This is a genomic window from Pseudofrankia sp. EUN1h, from assembly GCF_001854645.1.
GTDB classification, from domain to species: Bacteria; Actinomycetota; Actinomycetes; order Frankiales; family Frankiaceae; genus Pseudofrankia; species Pseudofrankia saprophytica.
Genome location: NZ_MBLN01000063.1, coordinates 52,950 through 77,768, shown reverse-complemented (window position 1 = coordinate 77,768; position 24,819 = coordinate 52,950). Strand labels below are relative to the sequence as shown.

The window sequence follows — 24,819 nt, the reverse complement described above, 5'->3', positions numbered from 1 at the left end:
CGCCTCCGGAGGCGCGAAGAAGAACATTTTCGCGCCTCCTTTGGCCAGATGACTCCGGTTGGCCTCCGGAGGCGCGAAGAAGGACATTTTCGCGCCTCCTTTGGCCAGGTGGCTCCGGTTGGCCTCCGGAGGCGCGGCGGAAGAACCATTCCCGCCAGTCTTCCACGCTGCGTGGGCGACCGGGCCGTGCCCGCGCTCACGGCGTTGCCCGCCGCTGGGCGTGCTGGGTCGAGCTGCCGGCGGCCTGTCAACGATGTGGGACGATTCCGGCGTAGTCTCGGGGCCGCGTGTCCGGCCGGCCGGTTCAGCGGTGCGCTACGCGCTGGTCGCCGACCCTGAGCGCCGGCTATCCGGCACGACGCTCGACCGGACGACCGGACGACCGGAGGAGAGCCCCAGGTGGAACGGGCCGCGCGCGGAGAGCAGTCCGACCCGTCGCCGCCTGGCGGCGACGACACGCCGGACGCGGACGCCCACGGCACGGACGAGGTCGACGACACCGCCGAGGTCGCGGACCCCGCCAACAGCGGCGGCGCCGGGAGCGGCGCCGCGGACGGCGACAGTACTGGGAGCACCGACGAGGTCGGCGACGCGGGCGACGCGGGCGACGTCGACGCCGATGCTGGCGCCGACCGCGCTGATCCGGACGACGGGCCGGGTGACGACGGACCGGGTGACGACGGACCGGGCGCCGGAGCGCCCCCTCGGGGCGGGCGCCTTCGAGCGAACCTGCAGGGGCGGGTCCTGGCGCGCCGGGAGGCCAGAGCCGCCGCCGTCCGCCGGGCCGCCGAGGTGGCCGAGGCCGAGGCGGCGGCGCGCCGGGCCGAGGCCGCCGCGCGGCGGGCCGCGGCGGCCGAGGAGGCCGCCCGGCTCTCGACGCGGGAGCGGGCCGAGCGGGCGGTGCCGCTGGCGTTACGAGTCAGCGCCGGGTGGTCGTGGCGGTTGCTCGTCGTCGGCGCCGCGGTCTACGTCGTGGTGGTCGCGATCGGGCGGGTCCGCACCGTCGTCATCCCGGTCGTCGCCGGCCTGCTGATCAGCGCGCTGATCGTCCCGATCGCGCACCGGCTGCAGCGGATCGGCGTGCCGCGGCTCGCCTCGGCGTTCATCGCGCTGCTGACCTTCTTCATCCTGATCGGCGGCGCGGCGGTCGCCGTCGGCTTCAACGCGGCCAACGAACTGCCGAAGGTCATCGACCAGGTCAGCGCGGGTATCGACCAGGTCCGCGACTACCTGATCAACGGTCCGCTGAACCTGTCGCAGAAGCAGATCGACGACCTGGTCAACAGCATCCAGCATTCGCTCAGCGAGAACCGGGGCAAGGTGCTGTCCGGTGTGATCACAACAGCCTCGGTGCTGTTCGAGGTGCTCACCACCATCCTGGTCACGCTGTTCGCCACCTTCTTCTTCGTCTATGACGGCGCCGGGATCTGGGACTGGATCGTGTCCCGGTTCCCGGCGACCGCCGAGGAGCGGGTCCGCGGCGCGGGGGTGGAGGCGTGGAACACCCTCACCGGCTACATCCGCGGCACCGTGTTCGTCGCGGTCGTCGACTCCATCGGCATCTCGATCGGCTTGGTCGCGGTGGGCACGCCTCTGGTCGCTCCGCTGGCACTCCTGACGTTCTTCGGCGGGTTCATCCCGATCATCGGCGCGACGGCGGCTGGCGTCGCGGCCATCCTGGTCACGCTGGTGGCCAAGGGAGTGGTGCCGGCGATCATCGTGCTCGGCGTGGTGCTGTTCGTCCAACAGGTCGAGGGCCACCTGTTGCAGCCACTGGTGATGCGCCGCGCGGTGYGGCTGCACCCGCTCGCGATCGTGATCGCGCTGTCGGCCGGAGGCGTGCTCGCCGGGATCCCCGGAGCGGTCGTCGCCGTGCCGACCGTGGCTGTGATCAACCGGGTGGCGAGATATCTCGCCACAAGTGGGAAGGYACCGCCCGCGGCGGATGGTTGACGCCGGAGGGGGAACGCGGCGGGCGATGGCCCGTCGGGTGCGCCGTCCGGACAGGAGACAGCACATGACCGCAGGTACAGGCGTCGAAACTGTGTCATCGGTGGCCGAGAGCGGGCCGGCGGTAGTGGCCGACTTCTGGTTCGACCCGAGCTGTCCATGGGCGTTCCTGACGTCCCGGTGGATGCTCGAGGTCCAGAAGGTCCGCTCCGTCGAGGTCCGCTGGCACGTCATGAGCCTGGCGGTGCTCAACGGCGGGCGTGACGACATTCCCGAGCCCTACAAGTCGATGATCCCGCTGATGTGGGGCCCGGTCAGGATCGCCGTGGCCGCGGCCGCCGCGCACGGCGACGAGGTGCTCGGGCCGCTCTACACGGCGCTGGCCCGGCGCCGGCACATCGACAAGGCCGAATGGAGCCGGAGCGTCTTCGAGGCTGCGTTGGCCGAGGTCGGCCTACCGGAGTCGCTCGCCGACGCGGCCGAGTCGACCGAGTACGACGACCGGGTTCGCGAGAGCCACGCCGAGGGCATCGGCCGGGTCGGCATGGATGTCGGCACGCCGGTGGTCGCCGTCGGCGACGTGGCGCTGTTCGGCCCGGTGATGACGCCGGCGCCGACCGGCGAGGCGGCCGGCCGGCTGTGGGACGGCTTCCTGCTCGTCGCGCAGACGCCGGGCTTCTACGAGCTCAAGCGGACCCGCGACGTCGGGCCAACGTTCGACAACCTGACCTTCGACGCGCCGGCGGTGAGCGTGGACGCGACCTTCGGCGGGTTGGTCCGGCAGAACCCGGCCGCCACGCCGGAGCCGATCGAACGGCCGGCGGGCCTCGTCTCCCGCGAGTCCTGACCCGCGAGTCCTGACGCGCGCGGCCGCGGCCGACGGTGGCGTGGCAGTGATCGTCGCGCCATCGCCGGCCCGGCAGGATCTCGGCACTCGGTAGCGTTATTGGGCTCTGGGTGCTCGTGGCCCCGCCGGAGGGGGCATGATGGCTCATCGTGCGTGTCCATCTCGGTTCTGACCATGCCGGCTACCACCTGAAGGCCGCCCTCGGCGAGTGGCTGGCAGAGCTCGGCCACACCCCGATAGACCACGGGCCGACCGACTATGACCCCGACGACGACTACCCCCCGTTCGTCATGGCCGCTGCCGCGGCCGTCGCGGCCGAGCCGGGCAGCCTGGGGATCGTCATCGGCGGCTCCGGCAACGGCGAGGCCATCGCCGCCAACAAGGTGGCGGGGGTGCGCGCCGCCCTCGCCTGGTCCGAGGAGACCGCGCGCCTGGGCCGGCTGCACAACGACGCCAATGTGCTCAGCCTGGGTGCCCGGATGCACGAGGTCACCGAGGCGCTCGCCTTCGCCGAGGTGTTCCTGTCGACCTCGTTCTCCGACGAGGCCCGCCATACCCGCCGCCTGCGGATGCTGACCGCCTACGAGCGCACCGGCGAGCTTCCCCCCGTCCCCTCAGGCGCTCCCGCTCCCCCCGCGGTCTGACCGGAGGCGGGGCCTGGCGGCATGGGCTGGTCCCGTGGCGCGGGTCGGTCCCGTGACGTGGGTCGGTCCCGTGGCGCGGGCTGGCCGCGCCGGATGAGCCAGCCAGGCGACGGCCGCCCGCCGGGCCGGGCGGTCCGCGCCCCGTCGCTCGCCGCCCGGTCGAGACCGGGCCGGTCGGCGCCGGCGCGTCCCCGGAGCCGCTCGGCGATCAGCCTTTCGGCCTGGGCCAGATCCTCCGCGTCCGGGTGGGCGACGTCACGGGCCCGCATCGCCGCGCTCGGGCTGAGTTTGCTGCGCCCCGCGCCGACGAGCCCGCGCAGCGCGCCGTCACCGTCGCGCCAGCCGTCCCGCCTTCGGTCCTGCCCCGGATCGGCCATGTCTCCTCCGTTCGCGCCGTCGCCGGCCGCGCGGCTGGAGACGGGCGGTGGACGGCAGGGAGACCATTCTCCGTCGTGACCGTCGGCGACGTGGGGGGTGTCCGTCCGCAGCCGGTTCACTGAATGATCATTCACTGCCCACTGGTCGCCCACGGCAGAAGCAACGGGGGGCGGCTGGGGGTGAGTGGAGGCGGTCGACCATGCGCGACCGTGACCCCGGGGCGGTGGACGCGAGCGGCGAGATCCGCCGCTGTGCCCTCGGTATGTGCACGTTCTGTGGCATTCCGGTCAGGGACGGTTCGTGTCGGTCGTACCGCACTGTCACGTCAATGTAGACGTCAACGGACGGGCAACGACGCGCCATCGGTCAACTTGTCCAACGAGTTGGTGTCGGACAGGTGAGTAAAGTTCCGGAACGTCGGACTCGTCCCTGGACGATGTTTCTCGGCAAATAGCACGAAGGTACTATTCGCGCGACGGCCGGCAAACGCCAGTCGCACGGGGTCGGCGCAGCGTGGGGTGGGACTTGGACCGGGTGCCCGTGAGCGTCGTGGTTCCGGCATTCAACGAGGCCCGCCGGCTTCCATGGTCGCTCCCTGTCCTCTCGGACGTCCTGCGTCGCCTTCCTGGTGCCGAGCTGATCGTCGTCGACGACGGCAGCACCGACGACACCGCCCGAGTAGCCGCCGAGCTGTTGCGTGACGTGCCGGACAGCCGGGTGATCCGACTCCCGTGGAACAACGGGAAGGGCGCCGCGGTCCGGATCGGGGTGGCCGCCGCCGTCGGCGAGGCCATCGTGTTCATGGACGCCGACCTGGCCTCCGACGTCGCCGACCTGCCGCTGCTGCTGGCGGCGCTGGAGCACGCCGAGGTGGCGCTCGGCTCGCGCCGGCTCGGCCGAAGCGCCGACCGCGTCGCCACCCGCCGCCTGGGCAGCTGGGCGTTCAACCAGCTCACCCGCTCGCTGGTCTCCCTCGACCTCGCCGACACCCAGTGCGGCTTCAAGGCGTTCCGGCACGCCGAGGCGAAGGTTCTCTTCGGCCTGTCGCGGGCGAACGGTTTCGGCTTCGACGTCGAGGTGCTCAGCCTCGCCCGGTCGCTCGGCTACCGGATCGCCGAGATCCCGGTCCGCTGGTCGGAGGAGCCGGGCGGGACCTTCCGGGTCGTGCGGCACACCCCGGCGATGCTGGCCGAGCTCGCGCGGGCACGCCGTCATGCCCAGCGAGCCGTGCCAGCCGGGCCGGCGAAGCCCACCGCGTGGCCGCCGAGCCGAGGTCGCGACGCCGCCGGGCCGACCGCCGGGCCCGCCCGCCCGGCGGACCAGGCCGCTGGCCCGCCGCCGCCGAGCCCTTCCGCGGCGGCTGCCGGTGGCCCGCCGCCGGGGCCGCCGCCGCAGCCGCAGCCATCAGCCATGCCCCAGGAAGCCGGCGGCATCCGCGGCAGCTAGCGCCGCCGGCCTACCAGCCAGCGGCGCCGGCCGACCGGGGCGGGCTGGCGTGACACCGACGGCACCGGCTGAGGCCGTGCCCTAGCCGACGGCCCGCCGGGCGGGTCCAGGCGGCGAGGCGGGTTCCTGGTCGTGCGCGAGCCTCTCGGCGGACAGCGGGACGACGCGGGGGGAGACGGCGTCGTCCCCGTCGGCGTCGCGGGTCCAGGCCCGGCCGGCGGCGACGAGCAGGTCGGTGCCGATGGCGGGGCGCAGCCGCACGGCGTTGCCCGGAACACCGGCCCGGACGAGAGCGGCGCGCGCCTGGGCCGGCGACGCGCCGTAGAGCAGGGCCACCGCGCCGTCCGAGGGTGACGCGGCGTGCTGGCCGGCGCCGTCCGCGAAGATCGTCCGGTAGACGAGATCCGTCCGGCGCAGTCGCGGTGGCGGGTCGTCGCGCCCCAGGGGGAACTGGGCGACAGTGACGGCGTCGTCGGCCCGCCGGCGGTCGCGCCGGCCGGCGCGGGCGAGCTCGGAGTCGAGGACCGACGCGAGGAGCGCGGCGGTCGCCTCCCAGCGGAATCCGGCCGCCCACTGGCGCGCGCCGGCGCGCAGCGCGGCCGCGCGCGCCGGGTCGCGCAGCTCGGTGAGCGCCAGGTCGACGGCCTCGGTGAGCCGGGTGGGTGCATCGACCAGCCAGCCGGTCTCGCCGTCGCGGACCGCGTCGCGCAGACCCGGTACCCGGAAGGCGAGCGCCGGGACGCCGAGCGCGTTCGCCTCCAGCACGGACAGCCCCCAGCCCTCGCCGTGCGACGGGTTGACCGTCAGCCAGGCGCTGGCCAGCAGGGCGTCGCGGGTCGTCGCGTCGGTGTGGCCGTGCCAGCGCAGCACGGCGGCGCTGTCCGGCCCGCCCTGGTCGAGACCGAGCTCGGCGGCGCGTGCGGTCAGCCGCTCCCGGTCGGGGCCGTCGCCGACCAGGTGCACCACCAGGCCGGGATGGCGCGCGGCCAGGGTGGGGACCGCCTCGAGCAGCAGGTGCAACCGCTTGTGCGGGACCAGCCGGCCCACGCAGACGATCGACGGGCTCGGCGACGGGCCGGCGTCGGTGGGGGCGACCGCCGGGGTCACCCCGTTGGGGACGAGGAAGCGCGGCCCGGGCAGGCCCAGCACGGAACGCGCCTCGTCCCGCGTCGACGGGGACACGGCCGCGACCGGGCGGCGCCGGTAGACCCAGCGGCTCCCCGGTGCCTCCAGCAGCTGGCCGACGCGGGCGACCGGGCCGGGGAAGAACAGCGGGAACTGCTTCTGGTGCACGTGGTGGAGCACCTGCACCACCGGGGTCGCCGCGGGCAGCACCAGTGGGCTGAAGAACGGGATCCCGTTCTGGCAGTCGACCACGGCGTCGACACCGCGCGCCGACCTGGCGAGCCGGGCCAGCCGTCCCAGGACGGAGGGGTAGACGCCGAACGCGCCGCCGCCGCGACGGATAACCACCCCGTCCGCGTCGGCGCGGGCGGGCAGCCCCGGCGGCCGGGCCGTCAGCAGCGTGACCTCCACCCCCGCGGCCGCGAACCGCGCGGCCACCGACTGGCAGAACAGCTCCGCGCCGCCCGCCTGGGGATGCTCCAGGTCACGCCAGTTCAGGAAGACCACGTGCCGGCCGGCCAGCCGGCCGACGGCGCGCCGCGCGGCATCGGCGGGCGGCTGCTGGCCGGGCGCGGCGCCGGGGGTGCGCACTGGTGGTCCTCTCCTTCTGCACCAGCCGGTCGTTTCCTCGCCGGCCGGGGTCCGTCACGCCGGTCCGTCACCAGGACCCACGGCCACGCGGACCGCGCCCGACAACCTAGCCCAAGGGGACCCAACTGGCGCGAAGGGCGCCGCCGTCCAGCGCGACGGCGCGCGGGGCCATGACCACGCCCGGGGGGAAGGTGCCCACGGCTCAGTCATACGATTGCGCGGGTCTTGGGCCGACATGGCCGCCCGGAGACCGTGACCCGGCGTAGTGGGAGAGGGCAATGGCGCTCGCGGTTCGGCGGGATCTCGTCGCCGAGCTGTTGCGCGGCCCGGCGGCCCTCGCCGTCGCCGGCGTCCTGATCAACGGTTTCAACCTGATCATGAACCTGGTGCTGGCCCGGGCGCTTGGCCCGGATGGATACGGTTCCTTCGGCGTCCAGACCAACATTTTCATGATTTTGTCGGTTGTCGGCACCGCTGTGCTGACGGCGACCGTGCACCGCGAGTCGGCGCACATCGGTGACACGCGCCGCGAACGGCGCGCCTGGATCCGCCAGTTGCGCAACGTCACCTGGGCCGCGATCCTGGTCGCGTCGGTCGTCTCGCTGGCGCTGTGCAAGCCGGTCGCGGTGATGCTCTCCTACCCCCACCCGCTCGCGATCGCCGAGGCCGCCATCGCCGCCGCGATCTGGGTGGCGCTCTGTGTCGAGCGCGGCCTGCTGCAGGCCAGGGGCAACTATCCGGCGCTGGCGCGCAACCTGGTCTTCGAGTCGGGTTTCCGGATCGCCTGCGTCGTCGCCCTGGTCTCCGCCGGCCTCGGCGTGAACGGCGCGGGTCTCGCTCTCGCCCTGGGCTGCCTGGCCGGCGGCGAGCACGCCCGCCACGCGGTCGCGCGCACGCCGTCGCTCATCCGGCGGTCCTCAGGCGCCCGGCTGAGTGAACGGACCGAGGGCCTCACGCCCACGGCGACGGGGCCGATCCCGATCGTGCCGGTCGCGGCGTCGCCTCGGCGTACCCGGGACAGCCTGATCGCCGAGTCGTCGGTCGCGCTGGCCACGCTGGTGCCGCTCGCGCTGCTGCAGAACATGGACGTCGTCATCGTCGGCTGGCGCAACCCGAGCGGCATCGGCGGCTACGCGGCGATCTCCACGGCCTGCAAGGTGCCGGTGTTCATCGGCCTGGCGGTGGCCAACTTCCTGCTGCCGGAGGCCGCCCGCCGGCGTAAGGAAGGCCTGCCCGCCGGGCGGGCGCTCGCGATGGCGCTGGTGTTCGTGGTGACCCCGGGGCTGTTCCTCGCCGCCGTCGGCGCGGTCGCGGGCCACGAGGTCCTCTCCCTGGTGTTCGGTCCGGAGCTGGCGGTGGCGTCGTCGGCGCTGTGGGTGCTGGCGCTCGCGATGACGTGCCTCGCGGTGACCCTGATGTTCGCCACCTACCTGCTCGGCGCGGGCTACCGGAAGATCGTCTGGGCGCTCACCGCCTGCACCCCGCTGACCGCGGTCGTGCTCACGCTCGCGGGTGGCGCGGTGATGCGGACGGCCGTCGCGGGTCTCGCCTGCCAGGCGTTCACCGCGACCGTCGCCGGTGCGCTCGTGTACCGGCTGCACAGCCACCACCTCGCCGCCGGCCGGACGGTGGACGGCGCCGTGCCCTCGCCGCGCCCCGACACCGTGGTGGCGGCCCCCCCTCGCGGCCCCGCGACCGCGCTGGCCGCCACGGCGGCCGCCGCGCCCCGGCCCGCCAAGGCGTCTCCCTCGGCCCGAGACGGCCTCGCCGAGCCCGAGGAAGGCGAGGAGGCCGAGGAGGCCGGGCCCGACGGATCGACCGTGGCCGCGATCGCCCCCGACGGCGGCTCCGTCGCGGAGGACGGGGGAGCGGACGGCCCGCCGCGGACGCCGGCCCTGGGGCCCGGCAGGCGACGGGCATGATGGGACTCGCGGGCGCCACGGAACGCACGGATGCCGCGGGCGTGGCGGGCGCCACGGCGTGACGGATGCCACGGGCACGGCGACCCCGATGCCACCCGATGCCACGATCGCGTCGGACGTACCGGGCCTGACCGGGGCGAACAAACCATTTGATGCACCAGCGGCACAGACCGGGCATCATCTGACGGGTCAGGACAGCCCTCGCCGAGTGTGACGGTGAGCTGACACAGCCGGACGGCGATCGATGAAGCCCGCGTGACCGGCAGTGGCTGTTCGAGTTCCGCCGTGCCCTGAGCCGTGCCGGCGGTGGTCGCGGCTGGACGCGACCAGTCACGTCGCCCGGGCGGAAGCCTGGCAAGGGTGACGGAATGTCATCGGCCGACAAAACGTGCGCATGCGTACGCAAGTGGCTACAGTGCTGGCACGCTTGACATGTCCTGTAGTAACTGTCTGCTTGTCCGATGGCCGGATGCGGCGCGCGCGACGGCCCCACATGCCCTGTTGTTCACCTGTTGACACGGCGGGGGTTTCTGATGGGCAAAATCCCTTTAAGTGTTGTTATCCCGGCATTCAACGAGGCTCACCGGCTTCCGTCCTCCCTCCCCGTTCTTTCGGATGCCCTGCACGGCCTCGCGCTCCACGACGCCGAGGTGATCGTCGTTGACGACGGCAGCGTCGACGACACCGCCGGGATAGCCACAGAACTACTGCGAGACCTGGCGAAAGGCCGGGTGATCAGCCTGCCGAGCAACAACGGGAAGGGCGCCGCGGTGCGGGCCGGCGTGGCCGCCGCGACGGGTGAGGCGATCGTGTTCATGGACGCCGATCTGGCCTCCGACATCTCCGACCTGCCCGCGCTGCTGGCGGCGCTGGAGGAGGCCGAGGTGGCGCTCGGGTCGCGTCGGCTGGGCCGCGGCGCCGACCGTGCCGTCACCCGCCGGCTCGGCAGCTGGGCGTTCCACGGGATCTCCCGGCGGCTCGTTCCGCTCGGCCTGGCCGACACCCAGTGCGGCTTCAAGGCGTTCCGGCGGGCAGAGGCGAAGATCCTCTTCGGCCAGTCCCAGGTCACCGGCTTCGCCTTCGACGTCGAGGTGCTCGCCATCGCGCGGTCGCTGGACTACCGGATAGCGGAGGTCCCGGTTCGCTGGATCGAGAAGCCGGAAGGGACGTTCAGCGCCGCGCGGCACACCCCGGCGATGCTCGTCGATCTGCTCAAGGCTCGCCGCCACATCACCCGGGCCAGCCAGCGGGCGCGGGTCGCCAGGTTCAGGCCCGCCGGCCCGGCGGCTGACGACGGCGGGTGGTGCGGCCTCGGGTTGGGCGCCCGCGGCGGACCGGACCCGGCCGCCCTCGGCGCGATCGCCCGGCCAGCCGCGGCCCCGTCGGCGGCCGCGGCGGAGCAGAGACCCTGCGGCCTGGCCCCACCCGGCTCGACACCACCGGCTCCGTCGACGTCACCGGCGTGGCTGCTGGCTGGGGCGAGGTCCGTTCTTCCCTGCTCGCCCACCCCGTCGTCGCATCCGGCGAGGCCTCGGCGCATTGGCCGGGCACCGGCGGCGCCGCCCGGGCCGCCCGGCCCGGCCTCGCCGGTGCCGGCACCGACGTCGCCGGACATGTCGGCGTCACCGGCTCCGCCGCCGCCACCGGCATCCGCGCCGCCGCAGAGCTGGCTGCGGGCCGGCGCGAGGTCCGCGCTGCCGCGCTCGCCACGGATGCGACCAGCCAGCTCGGCCGGGCGTCGATGACGCCGGGCCGAGCCGCGGCGCGGTGCCACCGATGGCCCTGAACGCGGTGGTCCGACGGGAGCTCGTCGTCGAACTGCTGCGCGGTCCGATGGCGCTGGCGGCGGCCGCGGCCGGGGTGAACCTCCTCAACCTCGTCATGAACCTCGTGCTGGCCAGGGTCCTGGACGCGGACGGTTACGGCGCCGTCGTCGAGCAGACGAACATCTTCATGGTCCTGTCGGTCGTCGGCACCGCCGTCCTGATCGCGGTCGTGCACCGCGACCTCGCCGCGCGGGACGAGGAGACCGACGCGCGGCGGGGCTGGGCCCGGCGCCTGCGCGGTCTGGTCCTGCTCGCCACCCTGGCCACCGCGCTGGTCGCGTTCGCGCTGTGCGGGCCGGTGGCGACGCTGTTGTCCTACCCGCACCCGGTCGCGATCGCCGAGGCGGCGCTCGCCGCCGCGGTGTGGGTAAGCCTGTGCGTCGAGCGCGGGCTGCTCCAGGCCCGGCGCGACTACCCGGCACTGGCGGCCAACCTGTTCCTCGAGACCTTCCTGCGGGTCACCTGCATCATCGTCCTGGCCTGCGCGGGGCTCGGCGTGGACGGGGTCGGGCTCGGGCTCGTGCTCGGCGTCGCCGTCGGGGCCGTGCTCGCCCGTCGGGCGGTGGCGGGCACCTCTCGACCGGCCTGGCTGCCGGCGTCCGGCGGGCTGGCGGGCGGCGAGACCACCCGGGCGGTGCCGTCGGCCGCGCGCGCCCGCGGCCAAGGCGTCCACCGGCGGACCCGGGACGGCCTGGCCGTCGACACCTCGACGGCGCTGGCCACGCTGGTGCCCCTCGCGTTGCTGCAGAACATGGACGTGGTCATCGTCGGCTGGCGCAACCCGGACGCGGTGGCCGGCTACGCGGCGATCTCCACCGCCTGCAAGGTGCCGGTGTTCATGGGACTGGCGGTGGCGAACTACCTGCTCGCGGAGGCGGCGCTGCGGCGCCGGGACGGCCGGCCCGCGGGCCAGGCGCTGGCGATGGCGCTGGGCGTCGTCGTCACGCCGGGGCTGCTGCTCGCGGCGGTCGGCGCGGTCGCGGGCCACCAGCTCCTCGCGCTGGTGTTCGGACCGAGGCTGACGGCGGCCGCGGACGGGCTGTGGGTGCTCGCGCTCGCGATGACCTGCCTGTCCGTCACGCTGCTGTTCGCGTCGTTCCTGCTGGGCGCGCGCTCCCGGCAGATTGTCTGGGTGCTCGCGGGCTGCGCGCCGCTGACCGCCGTGGTCCTCGCCCTGGCCGACGGCCTGGTCATGCGTACGGCGCTCGCCGGTCTCGGGTGCCAGGCGTTCACCGCCGCCGTCGCCGGGACGCTGATCCTGCGCCAGCGCGCGCCGCGGCCAGCCGGCTGGGCCGCGCGGTCAGGAGGTCATGTCGCGGTAGCGGAAGAGGAGGGCGGTGACGAGCGCGGCCACGAGGCCGTAGAGCAGGATGCGCAGGCCGGCGTCGGCGTACGTGGTCGAGTAGCCGTGGCCGCCGTTGGCGATGTCCTGCAGGAGCTGGCCGGGCAGCCAGTGGCCGGCGGTCCCCCAGATGCCGGTGATGATGATCTCCACTGGCAGCACGTACGCGAGGCCGACCGAGATCGCCGCGGCTGGAGACCTGAACACGATCGCCATCAACGCACCGAGTACCCCGTACCCCCAGGCGTTGAGCAGGTTGTTCGCGATCCCCTTGCCGAGCTCGCGCACCCCCGCCGCCGACGTCCACGCGTCCGTCGACACTCCCTTGATCGGCGCGAGGACGAACGACAGCGCGACGCTGACGGCCGCCGCCGCGAGCACCACCAGCGCGATGAACGACGCGAGCGCCAGGCACTTGCCCGCGAGCAGCTGTAACCGGTGTGGCTGGGCCGTGAGCTGGTTGCGCAGGGTGCCGCGGCTGTAGTCGCCCGCGAGCGCCGCGGCGACCACGCACAGCCCGACGACGCCGAGCAGGATGCTGATCGAGCTCAGGCCCTCGACAATGCCGCTGGGCCGGGACAGGGCGGCGGTGTGCAGGTAGTCGCCGTAGAAATCGCGCCCGCCGGTGGCCATGAAGGTCAGCACGGCGCCGAGGGCTGCGACGGCCGCCGTCGCGCTGAACGTGCCGACGACGAACCGCCGACGTCGCAGCGGGAACCATTCGGCGAGGAATGCCCTGACCATCTATCGACCTCCCCGGTGCCGGCTCGACCCGGCCCGAAGGACCGGGGATGAGCGTGTACGGCCGGTGTCGGCCGGATGGCCGGGCTCGGCCGGGTAGACCGCCGACGCGGCGGCGTCGTCCGCGCCGGTCTCGGCCGTCGGCGCCGCGACGCCGTGGCCCCTGACCGGCTGGGCGCCGGGCATCGTGTCGCCGGACAGGGCGTCGCCGTCGTCGCCGTCGCCGTCGGACCCGTCGGACCCGCCGGTGGCACGCAGGAAGGTCTCCTCCAGGCTCGGCCGGTGGGCGCGCAGGCCGCGCAGCGCGATGCCAGCCCGCATCGCGGCCCGGTTCAGGTCGGCGGCCATCCGCTCCGGCGCGTGCGCGACGACGACGACACGCTGGTCGCATGAGCGCGGCGCGACCGTCGGCGGCCCGTCGAGGCGGATCTCCGCCCGAACACCGTCCTCTGCGAGCACGGTGAGCAGCCGGCGCGCGTCGGCGCCGCGCTCGGGGGCCAGCAGGATCCGCGCTTCCCCGGCAGCCAGCAGCTCGCTGGTGCGGCCCTGGAACAGCAGCCGCCCGCCGCGGATCATCACCACGTGGTCGCAGATCTGCTCGATCTCGGCGAGCAGGTGACTGGAGACGAACACGGTCATCCCGTCGTCGACGAGCTCGCGCAGCAGCGCGCGGATCTCCAGGATGCCTGCCGGGTCCAGCCCGTTCGTCGGTTCGTCGAGGATCAGCAGCTCCGGCATCGGCAGCAGCGCGGCGGCGATGCCGAGCCGCTGCTTCATGCCGAGCGAGTAGCTGGCGAACGGGTCGCCGGCGCGGCCCGTGAGCCGGACCATTCGCAGTACCTCGTAGATCCGGCGGTTGTCGACGCCGCGCAGCACCGCCAGCTGCCGCAGGTTCTCCCGGCCCGACAGCCCCGGGTGGAAGGTCGGTCCCTCGATCATCGCGCCGACGTGGCTGAGGTAGCGCTCGGGATGGCTCACCGGTTCCCCGAGCACGTAGCCGACCCCCTCGGTCGGGCGGATCAGCCCGAGCAGCATCCGCAGCGTCGTCGACTTGCCCGCGCCGTTGGGCCCGACGAACCCGGACAGCGCGCCGACCGGGACGTCGAGGTCCAGGTGGTCCACGGAACGGCGGCCGTCGTGCAGCTTGGTGAGCCCGCGGGTCCAGATGGCCGCGTCCGGGCGCCGGCCGAGGCTGGCGTACGGGTCGCGGTGGGGGTCGCGGTGCGGCAGGTGCGGGTGGGGGAGATGCGGGTGGGGCAGATGGGTGTGCCCGAGCAGCGGGTGCGGCAGCCGCAGGTTGGGCAGGTTCGGGAACACCGACGAGCTCGGCTCCCTGACCTGCGCGGGGCCGGCGTCGCCGCGCCGACGCCGGCTCGCCCGTCCCCGCTCGCCCGACGTCATCCGGTTGTTCCTCCCGCGAGGCCGATCTCGACTGTGCGCGCTAGGTATCCATCGGATAACGGTGCGTGCGTCCTAGCGCAGGCCTACCCGCTCTGGTGTTGGCCCTACCGGATGCGCACCCCGGCTCCGGTGTCGGCTCGGGCTTCGGCCCAAGGCCACGTGGCAGCTCGGCGGCCACCGCCGCACGTCGAGACGGGCGCATACCACGTGGTGACCGCGCGTCACCAGTGCCGACCGGCCGTGTCCGCTTCCAAGCCGCTGGGCGACAATGGCCCACAATGTGTAGTCCGGAGGGAGGCACTCCGGTTCCGTGCGCGGGGGCGGGGTTGGGTCAGGCGGGGTCGGGTCAGAGGAGCGCCGGCATGACGCCGGCGCCGTGGATGCCAGGGAGTGATCGTGGGCGGATCGGCGGGGGTGCGCCACGGCGTCCGCGTGCTGGTCGGGCTCGCCGTCGTCGCCATCGTCGCGACGATGGTCCTCGCCGTCTACTCGTCGGTCCGGGCGAACGACGCCGCGGCGGAGCGCGCGAACCGGCTCGACCCGGCCGCGACCGTCACCGCCCAGCTCTACACCGCGTTCGTCGACCAGCGCAGCGCGCTGCGCGGCTACCTCATCTCAGACGGCGCGAACGACAAGCTGCTCGACCCCTTTCGCGACGCCGAGCGGAACATCCCCGTCCTGACCGCGAGTCTGCGTGACCTGGTCACCGACTTCCCCGACCTGCTCACCCGGGTCGACGCGCTGAGCCGCACCTACCAGACCTGGCGGACCGGCGTCGTCCGCTCGGAGCTCGACGAGGCGGCCGGCGGCAACGCCCTGGCCGCGCAGCTCCTCGAGATCAGCGACGAGAGCCTGCTGCGTTTCCGCGACCTGCGCTCGGCCACCGAGGGCCTCACGAAGGCGATCGCGGACGAGCAGTCCGCGGCGACCGGCCGGGTGAAGAACTCGGCGGACCTGCTGCTGACCTCTGTCGGCACCATCGTCGCCGTGCTGCTGGCGATGTCGCTGCTGATGCTCGTCCTGTCCCGGCGCTGGCTCATCGTCCCGATCAACGAGCTGCGCCGGGCGGTGAACGCCGTCGCCGCCGGTCGCCACGACACCACGATCCCCGCCGTCGGCCCGCGCGAGATCGTCGACCTCGCCGGCAACGTCGAGACGATGCGCGCCCAGCTGGTGAGCCTGGTCCGCCAGAACGAGCGTTCCTGGGAGGCGCTCGCCCAGGAGGGCCCGGCGGTGCTGGCGCTGCGGGACGCGCTGACCCCGTCGTCGCTGCGCGACACGGCGGGGCTGGAGCTGCTCGGCCGGGTCGACCCGGCGGAGGGCGCGCTCGCGGGCGACTGGTTCGACGCCATCGAGATGCCCGATGGCCGGGTCGCGATCGTCGTCGGCGACGTCGCCGGGCACGGCGCGGCCTCCGGCGTCTTCGCGCTGCGGCTCAAGCAGTTGCTCACGGCGTCGCTGTCGCGTGGCTCCGAGCCCGCGACGGCGGTGCAGTGGGTGGTCGAGGCGCTCGGCGACACCGACGAGACGTTCGCGACCGTGCTGATCGCGGTCGTCGACCCGTGGGACGGCGAGATCATCTACGCCAATGCCGGCCACCCGGACGCGCTCGTGCTGCGCGCGGCCAGGCCCGCCGCGGCCGGCGCGGGCGCCCGGACGCGTGCCCGCGCCGCCGCCGGCTATCGCCCCGGCTACGGCGGCGGGCGCGGCGAGCCCGGCGGCCGCGGCGACTTCGACGAGCTCGAGGACCTTGACGACCTCGACGAGCTTGGTGACGGGGACGGCCTCGGTGACGTCAACGACCTCGTCGGGCTCGACCGCCTCGATGATCTCGACGATCCGGAGGGCCTGGACCGGCTGGCCGGGCTGGGCCTGGTGGAGCCGCTGGCATCCACCGGGCCGCTGATGTCCAGCCTGGTCGCCGAGCCGGGAGCCTGGCGCACCGGCCGGCTTCGCCTGGGCCACGGCGACGTGCTGTTCGTCTACACCGACGGCCTCGTCGAGGCGCGCGACGACGGCGGCCGGCTGTTCGGCCGCCACCGGCTCGTCGGCGAGCTGGTCCGCGTCTCCGGACGCTCACCCGACCGGCTGCTCGACGACGTGTTCGCCGCCGTGCGCGACCACGCTCCCGGTCGCCCCAGCGACGACCGCACCGCCATCGCGCTCTCGCTGAGCCCGAGCGTGCCGGGAGCCCGCCGCGCTCGGGCCTAGCCCTCTGGCCTCGTTATTTGTCCTGTGGGCGACGAACCTGCGTGATGGCAGTGTTTTTGGGTAGATCCCTAGCCATGAGCGACGAGTCCGGTCGGTCGACCTCGCAATCGACCGACACCCTGCCTCCCACCACCCCCGACGGAGCCGCCGCGTCCCGCCGCGGTGGCCGGAGCGCATGGCCGCCTTCCCTCGGCGGCCTACTCAAGATCGTGACGTTGCTGGTCGCGCTGGTGGTCCTCGCCAGCGTGGTCAGCTTCGTCGCCGGCTGGCCGTCGTTGCTTCACAACCCCTTCAGCGAGAAGAAGGTCGACCGCAGTTCGCCGCCGGTGCTGCGCTCGCTGGAGAACCTCAGTGACTACCACGCGGCGAGCGCCCACATGGAGGTGGTCGTCGACGTCGAGGACGACACGAAGTGGATCCCGTCCTCGCTCAAGGGCGAGCGGGTGCTCTTCGTCGGCGTCGGCACCGTCGACTCGGTGGTCAACTTCGCCGGCCTCGACAGCAAGCGGGTCACGGTCGACGAGGCGACCAAGTCCGTGACGATCAGGCTGCCCGCGCCGACGATCGGCAAGGCGACCCTCGATCCCAAGAAGAGCTACGTCGTCGCCCGCCAGCGCGGCGCGCTCGACCGGATCGGGGGCCTGTTCGGCGGCCAGAGCACCGACCAGGACCTCTACGTCCGGGCGACCGAGCAGATGCAGGCCGCCGCGGCCAGTGACGGCCAGGTGATCGCGCTGGGCAAGCAGAACACGACGGCGATGCTGAAGGGCCTGCTCGGCGCCCTGGGCTACACCAACGTCACCGTCACCTACGAGGAGGACAAGAAGTGAGGTAGGGCGGGACACTCCGCCTCGACGAGGGCCCGGGCGCGCGCTGCGCGCCCGGGCCCGTGCGCGTCAGGCGCCGGATGTGCGACGGTAGGCGGCGGGCCGGGGACTGCCAGGACACTCCCGGGGCACAGACACCCCCGGCCAGCGGAGGCGCCGCGATGACGACGACGGACCACGGCGAGGCCGGCGGCCAGGCGGACCCGGCGGCCCAGCTGGCCGACTACGGGTACGCGCCGGGTCTGAAGGCGCTGCGGGTCGAGCGCCGCGGCGACGGCGGCCGGGTCGTCCAGGTGACGATGCTCGGGCCGGGCAAGGGCAACGCGATGGGCCCGGACTTCTTCCGCGAGCTCCCCGAGGTCTTCGCGGCGCTGGACGGCGACGACTCGGTGCGCGCCATCGTGATCGCCGGCTCCGGCGCGCACTTCTGCTACGGCCTGGACCTGACCGCGATGCTCGGTGGGCTCACCGCTGGGGGCGCGGACGATGGCGGCCTCGCCGGGGCTCGCACGGCGATGCTCACGAAGGTCCGCTCCCTGCAGCGGGCTCTGGACGCGGTGGCGGGGTGCCGCAAGCCGGTCGCCGCGGCCATCAGCGGCTGGTGCATCGGCGGTGGCGTGGACCTCGCCGCCGCCTGCGACGTCCGCTACGCGAGCGCCGACGCCCGGTTCAGCGTCCGGGAGGTGAAGGTGGCGATCGTCGCCGACCTCGGCAGCCTGCAGCGGCTCCCGGCGATCATCGGTGACGGCCACCTGCGCGAGCTCGCGCTCACCGGCAAGGACATCGACGCCGCGCGCGCCGAGAGGATCGGCCTCGTCAACGACGTCGTGGCCGACCAGGCGGCGGCGCTCGCCGCCGCGCACGCCTTCGCCGACGAGGCCGCCGCCAACCCGCCGCTCGTCGTGCAGGGCGTCAAGGAGATCCTGGACGTCGCCCGCGGCCCGGCGGTGGCCGCGGGGCTGCGCTACGTCGCGGCCTGGAACGCCGCCTTCCTGCCGTCCCACGACCTGAACGAGGCCGTCACCGCCTTCGTCGAGCGCCGCCCGCCCCGCTACCAGGGCCGCTGACCCCGCCGGAGGCGGTCGAAGGTCAACGGGCGGCGCGGCCGTCGGGCGCGGCGGCGCGGGCGGCGAGGACCTCGTCCATCCCGGCGCGGATGCCCTCGGCGATCTGGCGGATGTGCGGCTCCCGCAGCACCGAGAAGTGCTCCGTCGAGACGTCGTGGTAGGTGTGGTCGCCGGTCAGGTAGCGCGACCAGGCCTGCGGCTCGTCGGGATTGCCCATCGCCCGGTAGACGACCGTCCGCCCCGGCCACGGCCGGGGCCGGTAGAACCGCTCCAGCATCCGGGAGTAGTTGAAGAACGCCTCGAACTCGTCGAGCCCCGGTAGCACGAGCAGGCCGGTGAGCGGCAGCTGGGCGATGCGGCGCAGGGTCTCCTTGTTGAGCAGGTTGCGCCGCTGCTCCGGCAGCAGCACCCGGCCCAGCGAACGCAGCCTCGGGCGCACCCGTGTCCGGCGCTGGTACTCCCGGGCGACCCCGAGGCCCACGCCACCGGTGCCGTCCCGGCCGCCGACGGGGGCCGCGGTCGGGTCGGCGGGTCGTTCCTCGCTGCCCCAGGCCAACCGCAGCGAGGCTGGCAGGTAGGTGTCGACCAGCACCAGCAGCGCGACCTCCTCGCCCGCCGCATCGAGCTGGTGGGCCATCTCCAGGGCGATCAGGCCGCCCATCGAGTGCCCGGCGAGGAAGTACGGCCCGTACGGCTGGATCACCCGCAGCAGCTGCAGGTGGCGGCGGGCCGCGCGTTCGACCGTCCAGTCCGGCAGGCCGCGCTGCTCCAGCCCGCGCGCCTGGAAGCCGAAGACCGGCTGGTCCTCCCCGAGCCGGCGCGACAGCGAGACGAACCCCAGCGCGAGGCCCGCCGCGCCCGCGACGCAGAACAGCGGCGGGCGCGAGCCGTGGGCACGCAGCGGCACGATCGTCGGGTGCGCGGGCCCCGACCGGTCCGCGACCGACACCTTCCGGGCGAACTCGGCGAGCGTCGGCGCGTCGATCACCGCCGTGGCTGGCAGGTGGACGCCCAGCTCCTCGCGGACCAGCGCCCGCAGCTCCTCCGCCGCCAGCGAGTCGCCGCCGAGCTCGAGGAAGTCGTCGTCGACGCCGACCTCCTCGAGCTCGAGGACCCGGGTCCACAGGTCGGCGAGCAGCACCTCCCACTGGGTACGCGGCACGCCGGAGCGGGCCGGCGCCGCGAGCGGTGCCGGCAGCGCGGCCCGGTCGACCTTGCCGCGCTCGGTGCGCGGCAGCGCGGGCAGCGTCATGATCGTCGCCGGGACCATGTAGCTCGGCAGCTTCGCGCGCAGCAGCCGGCGGATCGTCGCCGCCGCCAGGGTCGCGTTGCCCGAACGGGGGACGACGTAGGCGACCAGCCGGTTCGGCTCCGGCGGGTTGCGCACCGCGACGACCACCGCCTCGCTGATGTCCGGGAGGGACAGCAGCGCCGACTCGATCTCGCTCGGCTCCACCAGGTAGCCGCGAACCTTCACCGCGGCGTCGCCCCGGCCGAGCAGGACGAGCCGGCCGTCGGGCTCGAACCGGCCGAGATCGCCGGTGGGGCAGCGCAGCCGGCCGTCGGGCAGCTCGGTGAACTTGCCGGCCGTCAGTTCCGGCGCCTTCCAGTAGCCGGCGGACAGGTAGTGCGAGGTCACGACGACGTTGCCGGTCTGGCCCGTCGGCAGCGGCGTGCCGTCCTCGCGCTCGATCGTCACGTCCTTGCCGGCGGCCGGCCAGCCGGTGGGGATCGTGCCGTCGGGGATCTGGTCGCCCGGGGCGATCTGGAAGAACGCGAGCGAGGCCACCTCGGACGAGCCCGACCAGTTGGTGTACGTGGCGGTCGGCGGCAGGTGCGGGCGCAGCGCCGCGATGTCGCCGCCGTACACCGCCTCGCCGCAGGTCGTCGCGAGCCGCAGGTCGGGAAGGACGTCTCCGGGCACGAGCGCGCCGACGAACGAGCGCAGCAGCGACGGGGTGGTGTGCAGGGTGGTGAGCCGGTTCGTGGTGACCCACTCGGGCAGGTCGCGGATGCCCAGCGACCGCGGGTCGTAGGCGTAGACGCCGACACCGTTCAGCAGCGCGAACCCGACGACCGTCAGGCCCGCGGCGAACGAGTACGGCAACACCAGCGCGGACCGGTCGCCGGGGGCGAAGCCGAGCGCGAGCATGCCCGCGTAGCAGTCGTTGACGAAGGTGCCGTTCGTCCAGACGACGCCCTTCGGCTCGCCGGTGGAGCCGGAGGTGAACACGATGCAGGCGACGGCGTCGGCCCCGCCCAGGTCGCCGGGGAACGGCGCGCCGTCGGGGCCGAGCATGCCGGCGGTGGTGGCCGCGTCGGGGTGGCGCTCGGCGTCCGCGACGTCGACGACGCGGACGGTGGTGCCGGGCTCGTCGACGACCGGGCGGGTGGAGGCGTCGACCAGGCAGCCGACGGCGCCGGACTGGCGCAGGATCTGCCCGATCCGCGCCGTCGGGAGCATCGTGTCGAGCAGAACCGCCGGGCGGCCGGTGCGCAGCGCGGCGAGCAGACCGACCAGGCCGGCCGCGCTGTGCGGGAGCAGCGTGGCGACCGGCTCGTCGCCGGTACCCAGCTCGGCGAGCAGCAGCGCGGCGAGCTGGTCGGCGCGGGCGTCGGCCTCGGCGAAGGTGAGCGACTGGCCGGGGGAGACGAGGGCCGGTGTGTCCGGCAGCATGCGGGCGACCGCGCGGAACCGCGCGGAGATCGAGCTCTCCAGGTCCGCCGGCTCCAACGGACGGAAGGGCACCGCGCCGGGTGCGGCGACCGTACGTCCCCCGGCCGTGCCTTTCCCGGTCACCACCGGCGCCAGCGACCGGGCCGTGGTCTCCAGCGTGGTCCTGGCCGCTGGCCGTGCGCGTGACCCGGTGCGTGGTGTGCTCCGCGGTGTGGCGTCGTCCCAGTCCGCCGCAGCCCCCGCCGCCGACGTCGTCATTGCCGCACCGTCCCGTGATGGTCGATCGTTTGTCTGATCTGTACCGACCCGCGCGAACCCGACACCTACGTCACTGTTGCGCGGCCCGTTCACGTGTGCCCCCCGTTCCTGCCTCACGTTATATGTCCGCGATTTTCCTACCGTCCAAATAATGCGCCGCCGCCGGGTGGGCTGCTGAAGAGCAATTGACTTGGCAATTGACATGTTGTGCACTGATTGTTTCGACGTCGACTTATGGGAGTCGTTGGTGGGCTCGCGGTCGGCCACCGGTTGCGCGTTATGTGTCCGCGCCGTTTCCCGCGCCGTTTCCTGGTCGTCGGCCGCGGTGGTGTCCGCGATCTCTCATCCGGGCTGGGGCTGGGGCCGGGGAGGGGGGTCGAAGTGGGGCCGGGTCCCAGTGGTCGGACGGCGGCTGACGGCTGCGGTCGCCGACGCCGATCGCGGCCGGGAGTGGTCGCGACGTCGACCCGCGAACCTGCCGAGGGCGCGGAATCGTCATGACTCGAGGTTCGTTCGGAAGGATGAGTCGGGTAGACTCAACAAGCATGAGCCCGGGATCGCCGGGCACCGGAAAGGGGCGATCTTGATGAGTGCCTACCTGTGGGACCCGTTCGCCGTGCTGGGGCGGCTCGACCGTGAGTTCGAGGGCGTCGTCCGTGCCTCGTTCGGCCCGTGGGACCGCGCGCGGGCGCCGCGCGCGACCGCGGCGCTGGCCCGGCCGGCGTCGGGTGACGGGGCGGCGCCCGCCCGTTCGGCGAGGTTCGGCGACGTGATGCCGTCGGCGGACGTGGTGACCGACGGCGACGACGTGGTGGTCAACGTCGAGCTGCCGGGGGTGGACGTCGAGAAGGACGTGACGGTCGAGATCGACCGCGGCCGGCTGGTCGTGCGCGGCGAGCGCGGCGACTCGTCCGAGACGAGCGAGGGCGGCCGGATCCGCCGCGAGCGCTGGCGCGGTTCGTTCCGCCGCGAGTTCTCACTGCCGGAGAGCGCGGCGGCGAGCAGGGTCTCGGCCACCTACGACAGGGGCGTGCTGTCGATCCGGCTGCCAGGTGCCGCCGCGAGGCCGGTCAGCACCCGTATCCCGGTGACCGCCGCGGCCGCGTCGTCCGCCGAGCTCCCCGTCGCCGGCGCGGCCGAGGGCGGGCCGGCGCAGGCCGGGGCCGACGGGGCCGCGAGCGCCCAGCACGCCGCCTGACGGCGGAGTGGGCGAGCGGACCCGCCTGTGCCAGGGGTGTTGGCTATCCGGTAGCTACCGGATAGCCAACACCTGGCACGTCCGGCGCTGGCCGCCGCCTCACCGCGTTACTCGGCCGACGCCGGCGGCTTCGGAGTGGACGTGCGGCGGATCGTGGCGGCGGCGCGGCCGCGCTGCGCTGAGCCTCCGCGGCCGGACGAGCTCCTGGCGGACGGCGGTGGGACCATGGGGCCGACGTCACCGTCCGGGGCGGTGTCCAGGTCGACGACGACCGGGGCGTGGTCGGAGGTGCCGGTGCCCTTGCGGGCCGCCCGGTCGACCCAGACGGCGGCGACCCGCCCCGCGACGTCGGCRCTCGCCAGTGTCAGGTCGATGCGCATGCCCATGTTCTTCGGGAAGCACAGCGCCCGGTAGTCCCAGTAGGTGTAGACGACGTCGTCTGGCCAGCGGGCGCGCAGCACGTCGACCAGGCCCACCTCGGTCACCGCGTGCAGCGCGGCTCGCTCCGGGGCGGTGACGTGGGTGGCGCCGACGAAGTCGGCCGGATCCCAGACGTCCGCGTCGGTGGGGGCGATGTTGAAGTCGCCGCAGGCCAGGATCGGCTGCCGCGGCGCCACCTCGGCGAGCAGGCCGCGCAGCGCGGCGAGCCACTCGAGCTTGTAGGCGTAGTGCGGATCCTCGGGAGTGCGGCCATTGGGCACGTAGAGCGACCAGATCCGGATGCCGCCGCAGGTGGCGGCGATGGCCCGCGGCTCGGGCGCGCCCGCGGGGAAGCCCGGGTCGCCGGGAAGGCCGCGCTCGACGTCGTCGAGGCCCTGCCGGGACAGCAGCGCCACCCCGTTCCACCGGCCGTCGCCGTGATGYGCGTAGCGGTAGCCCCGGCGGAACAGGTCCTCGTCGAAGGCCTCGGCGAACGACTGGTCGTCGAGCTTGGTCTCCTGCAGGCACACCACGTCGGGCTGGGCGCGGTCGAGCCACTCGATCAGCCGTGCCTGCCGGGCCTTGGCCGAGTTGATGTTCCACGTCGCGATCCGCACATCGAAGACGTTAGTACCCCGGTCCGACAGGGCGGTGATCCTCCCGTCCCTGTTCCGCCCCGGCCGGCCGGTGGGCTAGGGCGCCGTGCCCCCGGGTACGGCCGGCAGCGCGTCGGCGACCTCGGCCGGAGAGGCCGTGCCCGCCGCGGTGGCGATGGTGGCGGCGACCTCGGCGCGGCGGCCGGCGAGCTCGGACCGCTCGCGCGYGGCCGCACGCCGGCGCTCGTCGTCGACGTCCTCGGCGACGCGCTCGTCCGCGGCCATCAGCGCGCCGAGGTCGACGTTCGCCATCTCCAGGACGCCGAGCTTCGCGTAGGCGTCGCGAATCGTCGGGCCCCAGAGGCCGATGTCCTTCATGCAGGGCACGATCCGGCTGAACAGCAGCGTCTGGAACGTCCGGTAGTAGTCCGACTTCTTGACCAGCTCGGTGCTCTCGGCGAGGTCCAGCCCGATGTTCTCCCAGACCTCGGAGCCGTTGAGCCGCTCGTACATCAGGAAGCAGCCCTCGGCGGCGAACTCCTCCCGCTCGGCGCGCTCGGCGTCGGTGAGCTCCTTGTAGTAGTCACGCAGCGCGAGCCGGCCGAACGCGACGTGGCGGGCCTCGTCCTGCATGACGTACGCCAGGATCTGTTTGGGCAGCGGGAGCGGCGTCATGTCGCGCAGCAGGCCGAACGCGGCCAGTGCCAGCCCCTCGATGAGCACCTGCATGCCGAGGTAGGGGATGTCCCAGCGGCTGTCGGACAGGGTCTGGTCGAGCAGCAGCCTCAGGTGCTCGTTGATCGGATAGATCAGGCTGAGCTTCTCGTGCAGGAACCGGGAGTAGACCTCGACGTGCCGGGACTCGTCGATGGTCTGCGTCGTCGCGTAGAACTTCGCGTCCATGTCCGGCACCGACTCGACGATCCGGGCGCTGCAGATCATCGCTCCCTGCTCGCCGTGCAGGAACTGGCTGAACTGCCAGGAAGCCAGGTGGTGGCGCAGTTCGTCCCGGTTCGCGTCCGACATCTTGTCCCACGCCGGGGTGCCGTAGATCGCGATCGTCTCATTGGGCAGGCCGAGCGGCCGACCGTACGGCACCTGGAGCGACCAGTCGATCCGGGTGCCGGCGTCCCACTGCTTGTCCTTGCCCTTCTGGTAGAGGGCGAGTAACCGCTCGCGCCCCTCGTCGTACTCCCAGCTGAACCGGGCCGCCCCGGCGGACGGGACGTCCCAGGTCGTGCGCTCGACGGGTTCGACGTACCGCKGGTAGGTGGACATGAGGTTCGGCCCCCTCTCCCAACCCACCGGCGCCGCCCCCGCGCGGGCGGCGCGCGGGCGGTGGGCGGAGGGCG

The 24,819-nt window shown here is 73.8% G+C and carries 16 protein-coding genes; 10 read left to right on the top strand and 6 right to left on the bottom strand.

Annotated features, from left to right (window positions below; translation table 11 throughout):
• Positions 1-399 precede the first annotated feature (399 nt).
• The 4 genes from BCD49_RS23130 (at position 400) to BCD49_RS23110 (ending at position 5,265) form a co-directional block, all read left to right on the top strand.
• Positions 400-1,953, top strand: coding sequence for an AI-2E family transporter (locus tag BCD49_RS23130; protein ID WP_083401650.1), 1,554 nt, complete (start codon positions 400-402; stop codon positions 1,951-1,953).
• A gap of 64 nt (positions 1,954-2,017) precedes the next feature.
• Positions 2,018-2,797 (top strand): mycothiol-dependent nitroreductase Rv2466c family protein, encoded by a 780-nt coding sequence (locus BCD49_RS23125; RefSeq protein WP_007520575.1) that lies wholly within the window; start codon positions 2,018-2,020, stop codon positions 2,795-2,797.
• A 149-nt stretch (positions 2,798-2,946) separates the two neighbouring features.
• Complete coding sequence (locus tag BCD49_RS23120) at positions 2,947-3,441, top strand: ribose-5-phosphate isomerase (RefSeq protein WP_007520577.1); 495 nt, start codon at positions 2,947-2,949, stop codon at positions 3,439-3,441.
• 918 nt (positions 3,442-4,359) lie between these two features.
• The gene (locus tag BCD49_RS23110) at positions 4,360-5,265 is read left to right on the top strand and encodes a glycosyltransferase (RefSeq protein WP_241832382.1); all 906 of its coding nucleotides are present in this window, start codon (positions 4,360-4,362) and stop codon (positions 5,263-5,265) included.
• An 81-nt stretch (positions 5,266-5,346) separates the two neighbouring features.
• Here the strand turns inward: BCD49_RS23110 and BCD49_RS23105 are convergent, their stop codons facing one another.
• Entirely contained in the window at positions 5,347-6,981 is a 1,635-nt protein-coding gene (locus tag BCD49_RS23105) for a glycosyltransferase family 4 protein (protein WP_007520057.1), read from the bottom strand.
• Positions 6,982-7,259: 278 nt separating this feature from the next.
• Here BCD49_RS23105 and BCD49_RS23100 point away from each other — a divergent pair, with 278 nt between their 5' ends.
• Both BCD49_RS23100 and BCD49_RS44250 read left to right on the top strand, forming a co-directional pair.
• A complete protein-coding gene (locus BCD49_RS23100) occupies positions 7,260-8,903 on the top strand; it encodes a lipopolysaccharide biosynthesis protein (RefSeq protein WP_007520059.1) in 1,644 nt (547 codons plus the stop codon).
• Positions 8,904-9,436: 533 nt separating this feature from the next.
• Positions 9,437-10,648, top strand: coding sequence for a glycosyltransferase (locus BCD49_RS44250; protein WP_007520062.1), 1,212 nt, complete (start codon positions 9,437-9,439; stop codon positions 10,646-10,648).
• 1,381 nt (positions 10,649-12,029) lie between these two features.
• Here BCD49_RS44250 and BCD49_RS40945 read toward each other — a convergent pair.
• Together BCD49_RS40945 and BCD49_RS23085 are read right to left on the bottom strand one after the other, a co-directional pair.
• Positions 12,030-12,815, bottom strand: coding sequence for an ABC transporter permease (locus BCD49_RS40945; RefSeq protein ID WP_083401645.1), 786 nt, complete (start codon positions 12,813-12,815; stop codon positions 12,030-12,032).
• Positions 12,816-14,213: an ABC transporter ATP-binding protein gene (locus BCD49_RS23085; protein ID WP_007520065.1), complete on the bottom strand. Its 1,398-nt coding sequence runs from the start codon at positions 14,211-14,213 to the stop codon at positions 12,816-12,818.
• A gap of 396 nt (positions 14,214-14,609) precedes the next feature.
• Between BCD49_RS23085 and BCD49_RS45925 the strand changes: the two genes are divergently transcribed.
• The 3 genes from BCD49_RS45925 (at position 14,610) to BCD49_RS23070 (ending at position 18,318) form a co-directional block, all read left to right on the top strand.
• Positions 14,610-16,424, top strand: coding sequence for a PP2C family protein-serine/threonine phosphatase (locus BCD49_RS45925; RefSeq protein WP_051467273.1), 1,815 nt, complete (start codon positions 14,610-14,612; stop codon positions 16,422-16,424).
• Between the two features lie 74 nt (positions 16,425-16,498).
• On the top strand, positions 16,499-17,254 hold the full coding sequence (locus BCD49_RS23075; protein ID WP_007515097.1) for a DUF4230 domain-containing protein: 756 nt from the start codon (positions 16,499-16,501) through the stop codon (positions 17,252-17,254).
• Positions 17,255-17,412: 158 nt separating this feature from the next.
• Positions 17,413-18,318, top strand: a complete 906-nt coding sequence (locus tag BCD49_RS23070; protein WP_007515098.1) for a crotonase/enoyl-CoA hydratase family protein — start codon at positions 17,413-17,415, stop codon at positions 18,316-18,318.
• A gap of 22 nt (positions 18,319-18,340) precedes the next feature.
• Here BCD49_RS23070 and BCD49_RS23065 read toward each other — a convergent pair whose 3' ends face one another.
• The gene (locus BCD49_RS23065) at positions 18,341-21,253 is read right to left on the bottom strand and encodes an alpha/beta fold hydrolase (RefSeq protein ID WP_007515099.1); all 2,913 of its coding nucleotides are present in this window, start codon (positions 21,251-21,253) and stop codon (positions 18,341-18,343) included.
• 586 nt (positions 21,254-21,839) lie between these two features.
• Between BCD49_RS23065 and BCD49_RS23060 the strand changes: the two genes are divergently transcribed.
• Positions 21,840-22,451 carry an Hsp20/alpha crystallin family protein gene (locus BCD49_RS23060; protein ID WP_007515101.1) on the top strand — a complete coding sequence of 204 codons (612 nt, stop codon included), beginning with the start codon at positions 21,840-21,842 and terminating at the stop codon, positions 22,449-22,451.
• A gap of 107 nt (positions 22,452-22,558) precedes the next feature.
• On the opposite strand, the gene BCD49_RS23055 is transcribed toward BCD49_RS23060, so the two are convergent.
• Complete coding sequence (locus BCD49_RS23055; RefSeq protein WP_007515103.1) at positions 22,559-23,488, bottom strand: exodeoxyribonuclease III; 930 nt, start codon at positions 23,486-23,488, stop codon at positions 22,559-22,561.
• 75 nt (positions 23,489-23,563) lie between these two features.
• Complete coding sequence (locus tag BCD49_RS23050; protein WP_071041893.1) at positions 23,564-24,745, bottom strand: ferritin-like domain-containing protein; 1,182 nt, start codon at positions 24,743-24,745, stop codon at positions 23,564-23,566.
• Positions 24,746-24,819: the final 74 nt, after the last annotated feature.

What these genes read in the sequence shown, in the direction of transcription:
- BCD49_RS23125 (WP_007520575.1), top strand. Translation starts at nt 2,018, where the DNA reads ATGACCGCAGGTACAGGCGTCGAAACTGTGTCATCGGTGGCCGAGAGC.
- BCD49_RS23100 (WP_007520059.1), top strand. Translation starts at nt 7,260, where the DNA reads ATGGCGCTCGCGGTTCGGCGGGATCTCGTCGCCGAGCTGTTGCGCGGC.
- BCD49_RS44250 (WP_007520062.1), top strand. Translation starts at nt 9,437, where the DNA reads ATGGGCAAAATCCCTTTAAGTGTTGTTATCCCGGCATTCAACGAGGCT.
- BCD49_RS40945 (WP_083401645.1), bottom strand. Translation starts at nt 12,815, where the DNA reads ATGGTCAGGGCATTCCTCGCCGAATGGTTCCCGCTGCGACGTCGGCGG.
- BCD49_RS23085 (WP_007520065.1), bottom strand. Translation starts at nt 14,213, where the DNA reads ATGACGTCGGGCGAGCGGGGACGGGCGAGCCGGCGTCGGCGCGGCGAC.
- BCD49_RS23075 (WP_007515097.1), top strand. Translation starts at nt 16,499, where the DNA reads ATGAGCGACGAGTCCGGTCGGTCGACCTCGCAATCGACCGACACCCTG.
- BCD49_RS23070 (WP_007515098.1), top strand. Translation starts at nt 17,413, where the DNA reads ATGACGACGACGGACCACGGCGAGGCCGGCGGCCAGGCGGACCCGGCG.
- BCD49_RS23065 (WP_007515099.1), bottom strand. Translation starts at nt 21,253, where the DNA reads ATGACGACGTCGGCGGCGGGGGCTGCGGCGGACTGGGACGACGCCACA.
- BCD49_RS23060 (WP_007515101.1), top strand. Translation starts at nt 21,840, where the DNA reads ATGAGTGCCTACCTGTGGGACCCGTTCGCCGTGCTGGGGCGGCTCGAC.